Annotated in this window: 3 protein-coding genes; all 3 read right to left on the reverse strand. The window is 73.5% G+C overall.

Annotated elements, in window-relative coordinates; translation table 11 throughout:
- Positions 1–34: 34 nt before the first annotated feature.
- Complete coding sequence (locus ABD785_RS15620) at positions 35–3,937, reverse strand: amino acid adenylation domain-containing protein (RefSeq protein ID WP_344828500.1); 3,903 nt, start codon at positions 3,935–3,937, stop codon at positions 35–37.
- A complete protein-coding gene (locus ABD785_RS15625; protein ID WP_344828503.1) occupies positions 3,934–11,544 on the reverse strand; it encodes an amino acid adenylation domain-containing protein in 7,611 nt (2,536 codons plus the stop codon). The genes ABD785_RS15620 and ABD785_RS15625 overlap by 4 nt, the downstream gene beginning before the upstream one ends.
- The coding region (locus tag ABD785_RS15630; RefSeq protein ID WP_344828506.1) for a condensation domain-containing protein at positions 11,541–13,016 on the reverse strand (1,476 nt) is incomplete at its 5' end. The genes ABD785_RS15630 and ABD785_RS15625, both read right to left, overlap by 4 nt.

Raw genomic sequence — 13,016 nt, forward strand, 5'->3', positions numbered from 1 at the left:
GGTGGTTTCAAGGAGTTCGTATGGCTTCGGAAGTCTAGGGGAGCTTACTGAGCAGTAGGCGGGCGATCACCGCGAGGGGCTCCGGCTCCATCAGGAAGTGGTGCTCGACGTCGATCGGGTGGTCCTCGACGGTTCCGGAGACCAGCGCGCCCCAGTTGCCCAGGGCCGTCGGCGAGTCCTCGGTCCTGCCGCGCAGCGCCGTGACGAACTGCAGGTCACCGCGGAACGGCCCGGGCCGGTAGGCCTCGGTGATCTTCATCCCGTTCTCGTAGTTGCGGTAGAGCGCGACGAGGCCGTGATCGTCGAGGCTGGCGAAGGCGCTGCCCTTGGCCCGCAGGGCCGCCATGACCGCGTCGATGTCGGGGGCCGAGGTGTCCCCGGCGATCTCCTCGGAGATCCCCGCGGCCTCCAGGAGCTCGGGGACGATCTCCCTGCGGGCGATCTCGAGGTCCTGGGAGTGGAAGGAGTCGATCAGCATCAGCAGCCCGACCTCCTCCCCCTCCGCCTGGAGCCGCCGGGCGGTCTCGAAGGCGATCAGCCCGCCGAGGGAGTACCCGGCCAGGTGGTAGGGGCCGTGCGGCTGGACGCTCCTGATCTGGGCGACGTGGTCGCGGGCGGCCGTCTCGACCGAGTCGTGCAGGGCCTCGTCGGGGTCGAGGAAGCCGCGGGCCTGGAGCCCGTAGACCGGGCGTCCCGGCGGAAGGTGGCGGAGCAGCCCGAAGTAGGGCCAGGCCAGGCCGCCCGCGGGATGGACGCAGAACAGCGGCGCCCCGCTGCCCGACGCCCGGATCGGCAGGAGGACGCCGAGGCCCAGCTCCTGGTCCTCGGGGCCGCCGCGGGCTCCGACCAGGGCCTCGACCGTCTGGTGGGTGAAGACCTCGCGCGGCGACAGCTCGATCCCGTCCTGCCGGGCGAGCCCGACCAGCCGCATCGCGACGATCGAGTCGCCGCCGAGGTCGAAGAAGCTGACGTCGGCCGCGACCTTCGGCAGCCCGAGCGCCTGGGCGAACAGCCTCGCGAGCCGCTCCTCCTCCGGGCCCTCGGGGTCCCGGCCGGCGGCGGCGCCGAAGTCGGGGGCGGGCAGGGCGTTGCGGTCGAGCTTGCCGTTGGGGGTCAGCGGGAAGCTCGGCAGGAACACGACGGCCGCGGGCACCATGTACTCGGGCAGGTGCTCGGCGGCGAACCGGCGCAGTTCCGCCGCGAACTCCGGTCCCGGCTCCCCGCCGCCCGCCGGGACCACGTAGGCGACCAGGCGCTTGTCCCCCGGACGGTCCTCGCGGGCCAGCACGGTCGTCTGCCCGACGGCCGGATGCCGGGAGTGGACCGTCTCGATCTCGCCGAGCTCGATCCGGAAGCCCCGGACCTTCACCTGGAAGTCGATCCGGCCGACGTACTCGATCAGGCCGTCCTCGTCGCGGCGGACCAGGTCGCCGGTGCGGTACATGCGCTCGCCGGGCGGCCCGAACGGGCTGGCCACGAAGCGTTCGGAGGTCAGCGCGGCCCGCCCGGCGTAGCCGCGGGCCAGCCCGTCACCCGCCAGGTAGAGCTCGCCGACGGTGCCCGCGGGGACCGGGCGCAGCGCGGAGTCCAGCACGTGGGCCTGCCGGTTGTCGAGCGGCCGCCCGATCGGCGGATGGCCCTGGAGGCCGCGCACCGCGTGCAGGGTCGCGTACGTCGTGGTCTCGGTCGGGCCGTAGACGTTGAGCAGGTCCAGGTCGGGGCAGGCGTCGAGGACGGCGCGCATCGCGGCGGGCGAGGCGGCCTCGCCGCCGGTGTGCAGCGAGCGCAGGCCCGCCAGCGAGCCCGGACGCTCCGCGGCGAGCAGGTTGAACAGCATCGTGGTGAGGAACGCCGTGGTGACGTGCTCCTCGGCGAAAAGCTGGGCGAAGTCGGCGGCCTCGAGGTCGCCCGGCGGAGCGATCACGGCGGTGGTGCCGTGCAGCAGCGGGGTGAACATCTCGAAGGTCGAGGCGTCGAAGGCGTGCGGGGCGTAGACCAGCACCCGCTCGGGGTCGGCGGCGACCTTGCTGTCGTGGACGAACCTGACGACCTCGCGGTGGGCGACGCCCACGCCCTTCGGGATCCCGGTCGAGCCCGAGGTGAACACCTGGTAGGCGAGCTGCGCCGGGTAGACGGGCACCCCGGGGTCGGTGACGGGCAGCGAGGCCAGGGTCGGATCGCCGTCGACGACCACGACGTGCGCGTCGTGCTCGAACGTCCGGTCGGCCATGGCCCGGTCGGTGAGCAGGACCGTCGCCCCGGTCTCCGCCAGCACCCAGCTCATCCGGTCGGCCGGGTAGCTGTGGTGGATCGGGACGTAGCAGCCGCCCGCCTTGAGGATGGCCAGGCAGGACACGAGCACGTCGGGGCCGCGCCGCTGGAGCATGGCCACGGCGCTCTCCCGGCCCACCCCGAGCGAGATCAGCCGGTGGGCGAGGCGGTTGGCGCGGGCGTCGAGCTCGGCGTAGGTGATCGACTGGCCCTCGAACCGGATCGCGACGGCCCGCGGACCGGCGGCCACCCGCTCGGCGAACCTGGCGGTGATCGTCTCGGCGCCGGAGGATCGCGGGCGCCCGGTGGCGTTCCAGCCGTTCACGAGGCGCTCGCGTTCGGCGGGGTCGAGCAGGTCGAGACGGCCCGCGGGGGTCTCCGGCGCGTGGGCGATCGCGGTGAACGCGCGCTCCAGCCGCCGGGCGATCCGCCCGGCCTGCTCGGCGGAGAACAGGTCGGGACGGTAGTCGAGCCGGATCAGGAGACCGCGGCCGGGGATCGCGGCGAGCGCGATCGGGTAGTGGGTGGCGTCGTAGCCGCCCGCGCCCTTGACCTTGAGGCCGTCCAGATCGGTGGCCTCGGCGGCCGGGTCGTAGGGGTAGTTCTCCAGCACGGTGAGCGTGTCGAACAGGGCTCCGGCGGGGGTGAGCCGCTGGATGTCGGCGATCGCGAGGTGGTGGTGGGGCATCAGATCGGTCTGCTCGGCCTGGAGGCGCCGCAGGGCGTCCCGGAGGGTGTCGCCCGGCTTCGCGGCGACCCGGACCGGGAGGGTGTTGATGAACAGGCCGACCATCTCCGCGACGCCCGGCAGCTCGGGCGGGCGGCCGGAGACGACCCCGCCGAACAGCACGTCGGTGCGGCCGGTCTCGCAGGCCAGGACCAGGCCCCAGGCGAGCTGGAGGACGGTGTTGAGGGTGACCCCCTCGGCTCGGGCCCGCGCGGTGAGCGCCTCGGTGAGGTCGGGCGCGAGCTCGAGGTCGAGCTTGGCGGGGGCCACGGCGGGCCCCTCGGCCTGCGGCCGGATGAAGGTCGCCTCCTCGACGCCCTCCAGCGCCTTCGCCCAGGCCTCGACGGCCCCCTCGCGGTCCTGCTTCGCGACCCAGGCCAGGTAGTTCTTGTACGGCGTGACGCGCGGCAGCACCGCGTCGTCGCCCCGGCTCAGGTACAGGGCGAACAGCTCGGTGTTGAGGACCGGGGTCGACCAGCCGTCCAGCAGCAGGTGGTGGTTGGTGCAGATCAGCTTGTGGCTCTCCGGCCCCGTCCTGACGAGCGCGAACCTGATCAGCGGTGGCTTGGTGAGGTCCCAGCGGACGTTCTTCTCCCGCTCGATGACCTCGTCGAGGCCCTCGGGGCGGCCGGTGAGGTCGATCTCCTCCCAGGGAAGGCGGACCTCCTTGTGCACCACCTGGACGGGGTCGCCCTGCTTGCGCGTCCGGAACGACGTCCTCAGGTTGGCGTGGCGGCGCAGCACGGCCTCGGCCGCCGCCCGCAGGGCCGCGGCGTCGAGCGGGCCGGTCAGGTCGAGGACGAGCTGGGCGGAGTAGACGTCGGAGTCGCCGTCGTAGAGGGCGTGGAAGTACAGGCCCTGCTGGAGGGGGGCGAGCGGCAGGACGTCTTCCAGGTTGGAGGACTTCTTGGCCGCCGGGGAGGCGGGAGGGGTGCTCACAGGTCGTCCCACTCTTCGAGTTCGGCGGCGAGGTCGTCGAGTTCGTCCTGGCTGATCGACACGAGGTCGATGTCGGACGGGGTGAAGCCGCCCGCGCCGTCACCGGCGGCGTGCAGGACGAGACCGGTGAGGGCCTCGAACCACAGCGCGGACAGGCGCCGGACGTCGGGCTCGGCGAGCACGCCGCCCGCCCACGACCAGGTGGCGCTGAGCCGCGGTCCCGTCTCGGTGTCGCGGGTGTGCGCGTTGACCTCGAGCGTGTGCGGCAGGCCGAGGGCGGCGTCGTGACCGCCGCCGAGCGCCTCCGCCAGCTCCTCCGCCGCCGGGGACCAGTCGCCGCTGCTCGGCGCGGTGACCCGGCCGAGGTAGTTGAAGGCGAGCTGCGGGCGGGCGGTGAGCCCGAGCAGCCCGAAGCCGATGCCGTTGTCCGGGATCTGGCGGAGCTGCTCCTTCACGAGCTTGATCGCGGTGCCGACGGCGGGACCGCCCTGGACGACCTCGTCCCAGCCGACCTGGCCGGGGTCGAGGCGGACGGGATTGATCGTGGTGAACCAGCCGGCGGTCCGTGACAGGTCGACGCCGGGCACGATCTCCTCGCGGCCGTGGCCCTCGAGATCGACCAGCACGGCGGGCCCGCCGCCCTCCCGCCAGGCGGCGACCGCCAGCGCGAACCCGGTCAGCAGCACGTCGTTGACCCGGCCGTGGAAGGCCGCCGGGACGCTCGACAGCAGCGGCTCGGTGACGTCGGGGCCGAGCGTCACGGTCAGGTGCCCCGCCGTGGCGAAGGTGTCGGCGGCGGGGTCGAGCGGCCGGGTCCCGAGCAGCGGATCGGGGGTGGCGGCGATCTCGGCCCAGAACGGCGCCTCGGCGCGGCGGGACGGCTCGGAGGCCTCGGCGGCCAGCCGCTGCGCCCACCGCCGGAACGAGGTCGGGACGGGCTGGAGTTCCGCCCCGCCCAGAGCCGTCACGAGGTCGGGCAGCAGGATCCGCCAGGACACCCCGTCCACGGCCAGGTGGTGGGCGGTGAACAGCAGCAGGCCGGACTCCTCGCCGGCGTCCAGCCAGTGCAGCGCGGTCATCACGCCGTCGGCGGGGGCGAGGGAGGCGCGGGCCGCCGCTCCGGCCGTCGCGAGCGCGTTCCTGAGGGCCGTCTCGTCCAGGCCCTCGATGCCGACGACCTCCGCGCCGGCGGTCCTCGAGCCCTTCGGCAGGACCTCGTAGACCCCGTCGGACGCCTTCAGCCGCAGCATGTCGTGGTGGTCCACGACCGTCTGGTGGGCGGCCGCGAGGGCGGCCGGGTCCAGACGCGGCGGGACGCGCAGCAGCATCCGCTGGCTGTAGGAGTCCTTCGGCCCCCGGAGCTCCTCGAACCAGCGCATGATCGGCGTCGCCGGGACGGGCCCGATGCCGGCGCCCTCCGGTTCGGCCTCGAAGGCCTCCTCGGTGCGGGCGACGGCGGCGAGCCCGGCGACGGTCTGGTGCTGGAAGATCTCGCGCGGGGTGACGACGAGCCCGGACTGGCGGGCCCTGGCCACGAGCTGGATGGCGATGATGGAGTCGCCGCCGAGGTCGAAGAAGCCGTCGTCGATGCCGACCCGGTCGAGCCCGAGGACCTCGGCGAAGAGGGCGGCGAGGATCTCCTCGTGCTCGTCGCGGGGGCCGCGGCCGGTGACCTTGACCGAGAAGTCGGGGGCGGGCAGCGCCTTGCGGTCGAGCTTGCCGTTGGCGGTCAGCGGGAGGGCGTCGAGGGCGACGACCGCGGCCGGGACCATGTAGTCGGGCAGGTCGGCGTTGACGAACCGGCGCAGTTCCGAGGACTCGACCTCGCCGCCGACCACGTAGGCGACCAGGCGCCGGTCCCCGGGCCGGTCCTCACGGACGATCACGGCGGCGTCGGTGACCTCGGGGTGACGGACCAGGGCGGCCTCGATCTCGCCGAGCTCGATCCGGAAGCCGCGGAGCTGGACCTGCTGGTCGGCGCGGCCGAGGTACTCCAGGGCGCCGCCGCGCCGCCAGCGGCCCAGGTCGCCGGTGCGGTACATGCGCCCGGCCCCGAAGGGGTTCGCGACGAAGCGCTCGGCGGTCAGGCCCGGACGTCCGAGGTAGCCGCGGGCCAGGCCGGGACCGGCGACGTACAGCTCGCCCACCGTCCCGGGCGGGACGGGCTGGAGCCGGTCGTCGAGCACGTAGATCCGCAGGTCGGGGATCGGGACGCCGATGACCGAGCCGGACGCCTCGGCGCAGGAGGCGCTGTCGAGGGCGAGGTGGGACACGTGGACGGTCGTCTCGGTGATCCCGTACATGTTGACGAGCACGGGCGCGCCGTCAGCGTGCCGGGAGTACCAGTCCTGGAGCCGTCCGAGCTCCAGCGCCTCGCCTCCGAAGATCACGAAGCGGAGGGAGAGGACGGCGGGGGCGGCGGCGTCGGCGGCCATGAGCTGGTAGAACGCCGACGGCGTCTGGTTCAGCACCGTCACCCGCTCGGCCTCGAGCAGCTTCAGGAACTCCACAGGCGAACGCGAGACCCCGTAGGGGACCACCACGAGACGGCCGCCGTACAGCAGAGGACCCCACAGCTCCCACACCGAGAAGTCGAAGGCGTAGGAGTGGAACAGCGTCCACACGTCGTCCGAGCCGAAGGAGAACCAGTGCTCCGTCGAGGTCATCAGCCGGATGACGTTGGAGTGCGGGATCACCACGCCCTTCGGCTTCCCGGTCGACCCCGAGGTGTAGATCACATAGGCCGGGTCCTCCGCCGACATCACCACACCGGGGTCGGTGTCCGGGCGTCCCGCGCTCTCGGCGATGACCTCGGCGGTGACGGTGAGGACGGGCCGGGAGTCCTCCAGCATGTAGGCGATGCGGTCGGCCGGGTAGTCCGGGTCGACCGGCACGTAGGCGGCGCCCGACTTGAGCACGCCGAGGACCGCGACGACGAGGTCGAGGGAGCGCGGCAGGGCGATGGCGGCGAACTTCCCCGGCCCCGCGCCGTGCGCGATGAGGTGGGCGGCGAGCCGGTTGGCGCGGGCGTTCAGCTCCCGGTAGCTGAGGTGCTCGCCCTCGCAGGTGACGGCGACGGCCGCGGGGTCGCTCGCGACCCGCTCCTCGAACAGCGCCTGGATCGTCCGGGGGGCCGCGGACGGCTCGACGGCCCGCGCTCCCCCGGACGACCAGCTCTGGAGGATCGTGGAGCGCTCGTCGGCGGCGAGCAGGTCCACGGCGCCCACGGGGGCGTCGGGGTCGGCGACGACGGCGGCCAGCAGGCGGAGCAGCCTGTCCGCGATGTCCCGGGCGGTGGCCGGGTCGAACAGGTCGAGCGCGTACTCCAGGCCCGCCTCGATCCCTGCGGGGCTTCCGTCGGAGGCGTGGGTCTCCTCCAGGTAGAGCGACAGGTCGTACTTGGCCGCGCCGGTCGGCAGGTCGACCGTGGCGACGGTGAGGCCGTCGAGCTCGGCGCGGGCCTCGGGGTTGTTCTGGAACGACAGCGCCACCTGGAACAGCGGGTGGCGGCCCAGGTGCCGGACCGGGTTCAGCGCGTCGACCAGGCGCTCGAACGGGGCCTCCTGGTGGGCGTAGGCGGCCAGGTCGTTCTCGCGGACGCGGCCGACGAGCTCCCGGAACGACGGGTCGCCCGAGGTGTCGGTGCGCAGGACCAGCATGTTCACGAACATGCCGACCAGGTCGTCCAGGGCCTCGTCGGTGCGGCCCGCGATCGGCGAGCCGACCGGGATGTCGGTGCCGGCGCCGAGGCGGGTCAGCAGCGCGGCGTAGGCGGCCTGCATGACCATGAACAGGGACGCGCCGCTCTCGCGGGCGATCGTCAGCAGGCCCCGGTGGAGCTCGGCGCCGACGGTGAAGGCCAGGGTCGCCCCGCGGAAGGAGGACTGCGCGGGGCGCGGCCGGTCGGCGGGCAGCTCCAGCTGCTCGGGCAGCCCGGCGAGCGCCTCCTTCCAGTAGCCGATCTGGTCGTCGAGGATCCCGTCGAACAGGTCCTGCTGCCAGAGCGTGTAGTCGGCGTACTGGACGGGCAGCGGCGCCCACACCGGGGCCTCGCCGCGGCGGCGGCTCTCGTAGGCCGTCACGACGTCCCTGGCCAGCGGGGCCATCGACCAGCCGTCACCGGCGATGTGGTGCAGGACCAGCACGAGCACGTGCTCGTCGGGGGCCAGCCGGAGCAGACCGACCCGGAAGGGCGGCTCGACGGACAGGTCGAAACCGGTGCCGGCGAGAGTCGCCAGCGCGACCGGGAGCATGGCCTCGGCCGTCTCGGCGACCTGGAGGCGCGGGGTGGCGACGGCCGGGTCGAGGACGAGCTGGCGCGGGGTGCCCGAGGCGTCGGGGAAGATCGTCCGCAGGGACTCGTGCCGGGCGACGACGTCGGCGAGGGCCGCGCTCATCGCGTCGAGGTCGAGGGCTCCCGACAGCCGCAGCGGGATCGGCAGGTTGAACGTCGCCGAGGCGTCCTCGAAGCGGTTGAGGAACCACAGCCGCTGCTGGGCGTAGGACAGCGGGATCGCCGCGGGGCGCTCGCGCCGCTCCAGCGCCGGCCTGGCCGCGACGCCCTGCGCCCGGTCGAGCCGTTCGGCGATGCCCGCCACGGTCGGGGCCTCGAACAGCGCCCTGATCGGCAGCTCGACGCCCAGCACGGACCGGACCTTGCTGATCAGCCGGGTGGCGGTGAGGGAGTCACCGCCGAGGTCGAAGAAGGAGTCCTCGACACCGACCCTGCCGAGCCCGAGGACCTCGCCGAAGATCCCGGTGAGGATCTCCTCCTGCGGGGTGCGCGGGCCACGGCCCGTGCCGAGGCCCAGATCGGGGGCGGGCAGGGCCTTGCGGTCGAGCTTGCCGTTGGGGGTGAGCGGCAGTTCGGGCAGCAGGACGACGACCGGGACCATGTAGTCCGGCAGGGTCTCGGCGACGAACGCCCGCAGCTCCTGTGGCGTCGCGCTCTCCCGGACCACGGCGTAGGCGACGAGGCGCCGGTCGCCCGGCTTGTCCTCGCGGGCGAGCACGGCGGCGCGGCTGACGAACGGGTGCCGTTCCAGCGCCGTCTCGATCTCGCCGAGCTCCACCCGGAAGCCGCGGATCTTCACCTGGTCGTCGGCCCTGCCGAGGTACTCCAGGGTGCCGTCCGGCAGCCATCGGACGAGGTCGCCGGTCCGGTACATGCGCTCGCCCGGCGCCCCGAACGGGCAGGCGACGAAGGCCGCCGCGGTCAGGTCCGGACGGTTCAGGTAGCCGCGCGCCAGCAGTGGCCCCGCGACGTACAGCTCGCCCGGCACGCCCGCCGGGACACGGCGGAGCGCGCCGTCCAGCACGTAGGGACGGCTGTTGCGGAACGCCCGGCCGATGTTCGGCCGCGCCCCGGCCAGGACGGGGCCGTTGAAGAAGTCGACACTGGCCTCGGTCGGCCCGTAGAAGTTGGCCGCGTGCAGCCCCGGCAGGGCCGCCAGCTCCTCCCACAGGGCCTCGCCGAGCGCCTCGCCGCCCAGCAGCACCCCCGAGACGCCCGCCTCGAGGATCCCGAGGTCGCGCAGCGCCTGGAAGTGCGACGGAGTGGTGTTGACCAGGTCGATGGAGCGGCGGCGGGCGTAGGCGACCAGCGCCTCGGAGTCGCGCCGGGTCGTGTCGTCGATGATGTGGAGCTCCTGGCCGAAGACCATGAGCAGCAGGCCGTGCCAGGAGGTGTCGAAGGAGAACGAGGCCGTGTGCGCGAACCGCACCCGGCGTCCGGCCCGTTCCACGACCGGCGCCCAGAAGCCCTCGGCATGGCCGTCGTGGTAGTTCACCAGGCCCCGGTGGGCGACGACGACGCCCTTCGGCCGTCCCGTCGAGCCGGAGGTGTAGATCACGTAGGCGGCGTCGTCCGGGTGGATCGTGACATCGGGAGGCGTCGCGGGACGTCCCGCGGTGGCGGTCTCCGCGAGCCAGCCGGGGGTGATCTCCAGCGCGGGGGCCGCGTCGGCGAGCATGTAGGCGATGCGGTCGGCCGGGTACTCGGGGTCGACCGGGACGTAGGCCGCGCCGGTCTGGAGGACCGCGAGGATCGCCACGACCATGTCGGCGCCACGGGGCAGCCGCAGCGCCACCCGCTGCCCACGGCCCACGCCCCGGGCGATCAGCTCGTGTGCGAGCCTCGCGGCGCGCTCCCCGAGCTCGGCGTAGGTCAGCTCGGTGTCGCCCGCCACGAGGGCGGTCTCACCGGGGGTCGCGGCGACCCGGGCGTTCCAGAGTGCGGCGACGGAGCCGGCGGAGGGCTCGGCGACCGGGCCCGTCCAGGCGGCCAGGGCGTCGTGTTCGGCCTCCGACAGCAGATCGAGGACGGCCAGGGGCTGCTCGGCGTCCTCCAGGACCGCGTCGAGGAACCGCCGGACGCGCTCCAGCAGCGCCTCCGCCTCGGTCTCGGTGACGACGTCGGGACGGTAGTGGACGCGCAGCGACAGCCGCTCCCCCGGCATGATCACGAAGGAGAGGGGGAAGTGCGTGGCGTCGTAGGAGTCGAAGCCGGTCAGGCGCAGGCCGTTCAGGGTGCCGTCCATCGTGGACGGGTCGAACGGGTAGTTCTCCAGAACCGTGATCGTGTCGAACAGGGCCGGATGTCCGGCCGCGCGCTGGATGTCGGTGAGCCCGAGGTGATGGTGCGGGAGCAGCTCGGCCTGCTCCTCCTGGAGGCGTTCCAGCAGGTCGGCGATGGTGTCGCCGGGCAGGACCCGGACCCTGATCGGCAGCGTGTTGATGAACAGGCCGATCATGTCCTCGACGCCCGGCAGATCCGCGGGACGGCCGGAGACCGCCGCGCCGAACACCACGTCGTCGCGGCCGGTGAGACGGCCGATGACCAGGCCCCAGGCGGCCTGGAGCAGGGTGTTGACCGTGACGCCGTGGCGGCGGCCGATCCGGGTGAGCTTCTTGGTGTCGCGCTCGTCCAGGTCGAGCAGGACGCGCTGCGGGATCACGGCGGGCAGCTCGGCGGCGTGCGGGGCGACGATCGTCGGTTCCTCGAGCCCGGCCAGGGCCTCCTGCCAGGCGGCCTCGGCGGCCTTGCGGTCCTGCTTGGCCAGCCAGGCCAGGTAGGACTTGTAGGGGGTGGGCCTGGGCAGCCCGGCGTCGGTGCCGCCGGCGAGGTAGAGGGCGAACAGCTCGGTCGCCAGGACCGGGGTCGACCAGCCGTCCAGCAGGATGTGGTGGTTGGTGAAGATCAGCTTGTGCTCGTCTTCGGCGATCTTGACCAGGACGAAGCGCAGCAGCGGCGGTTCGAGCAGGTCGAAGGCGTGCCCGCGCTCGGCGATGACCCGCTCGGCGGCCTCCTCCCGGGTGAGCTCGACCTCGAACCAGGGCAGCTCGACGTCGCGCGGGATCACCTGGACCGGGCGGCTGACGTCCTGGTCGGTGAAGGCGGCGCGCAGGTTGGAGTGGCGGCGCAGGAGCGTCCCGGCGGCGCCCCTCAGCGCCGCGACGTCCAGGGGGCCCTCGAGGTCGAGGACGAGCTGGGCGGTGTAGACGTCCTGGTCGGCGGCCGTTCCAGAGACGAACTTCGCATGGAAGAAGAAGCCCTGCTGGAGAGGCGAGAGCGGAAGGATGTCCTCAAGGTCCCTCGCCTGCGTCACGCGTTCTTCCCCTTCCGCCAGGCGGCCTGAATGGCATCGATCTCGGATTGTTCCAGTTCGACCAGAAGGTCCGAACTCGTGAAGCCGCCGGCGTTGTCGTCCTGGGCGTGGGCGACCAGGCCGCGCAGCGCCGCGAACCAGGCCTCACCGAGCCCGCGCACGTCGTCCTCGGTGAACAGCGCCCCGGGCCACGTCCAGGTCACGGCCAGTTCCGGCCCCGTGGGCCGGTCGTGGGTGATCGCGCTGATCTCCAGCGGGTGCGCGACCGGCATGGCCGGGTCCTCGCCCGAGGGCAGCGGCTCGGGAGCGGGACTCCAGTCGCCGTCGTCCTGGCCGACCCGGCCGAGGTAGTTGAAGGCGATCTGGGCCCGGGGCAGGTCCTCGAGCTCCTCGCCGGTCTCCTCGTTGAGATGGCGCAGCAGGCCGAAGCCGATGCCGTTGTCGGGCACCTGCCGGAGCTGCTCCTTGACCTTCTTGATCGCCTGGCCCGCGGCCTCGCCGCCCGCGCCGACCTCGGCCCAGTCGATCGGGCCCGGGTCGAGCCTGACGGGGTAGAGCGTGGTGAACCAGCCGACCGTGCGGGAGAGGTCGACGCCGGGGAACAGCTCCTCGCGGCCGTGGCCCTCCAGGTCGACCAGGACTCCGGTGCCGCGACCGCCGCGCTCCTTGCGCCACTGCGCGACCGCGAGGGTCAGCCCGGTGAGCAGGACGTCGTTGACCCGGCCGTGGAAGACGGCGGGGACGGTGCTCAGCAGCGGCTCGGTGACGTCGGCGGGGAGCGTCAGGGTCAGGTGGCGGGCCGTGGCGGCGGTGTCGGCCGACGGGTCGAGGGCACGCGAGGCCAGCCGGGGGTTGGTGCCCTCGACCAGGTCGAGCCAGGTGTCCAGCTCCTCGGCGCGGCGGGGGTCGGCGGCCTCGGCGGTCAGCCGCTGCGCCCAGCGCCGGAACGAGGTCGGGACAGGCTCCAGACCGAGGCCGACGAGGGCGCTGACGAAGTCGGGCAGCAGGATGCGCCAGGAGACACCGTCCACGACCAGGTGGTGCAGGACGAACAGCAGACGGCCCTGGGCGTCCCCGGCGTCGAACCAGACGATCCGGCCGGTGGCGCCCGCCTCGGGGTCGAGGGCGGAAGCGGCCTCGGCGACCTCGGCGTGGACGGCCGCGAGCCGGGCGTCCTCGTCGAGGCCCGCGACGTCCACCCGGGTGACCAGGCCGTCCGCTGAGACCTCTCCGGCGGGGCGCACGAGCGGCTGCCCGCCGTCCAGGCGCAGGCGCAGGACGTCGTGGTGGTCGAGGACCTTCTGCCAGGCGGCGGTCAGGGCGGCGACGTCCTGGCCGGCCGGGACGCGCAGCAGCACCGACTGGTGGAAGCCCCTGGAGGAGCCGCCGCGTTCCCGCAGCCACGCCATGATCGGGGTGAGGGGGACGGGGCCGGTGCCCGCGCCCTCGGGTTCGGTCTCGATCTGCTCGTC

Origin of the sequence: Actinocorallia longicatena (genome assembly GCF_039534125.1) — a bacterium.
Taxonomy (GTDB): domain Bacteria; phylum Actinomycetota; class Actinomycetes; order Streptosporangiales; family Streptosporangiaceae; genus Actinocorallia; species Actinocorallia longicatena.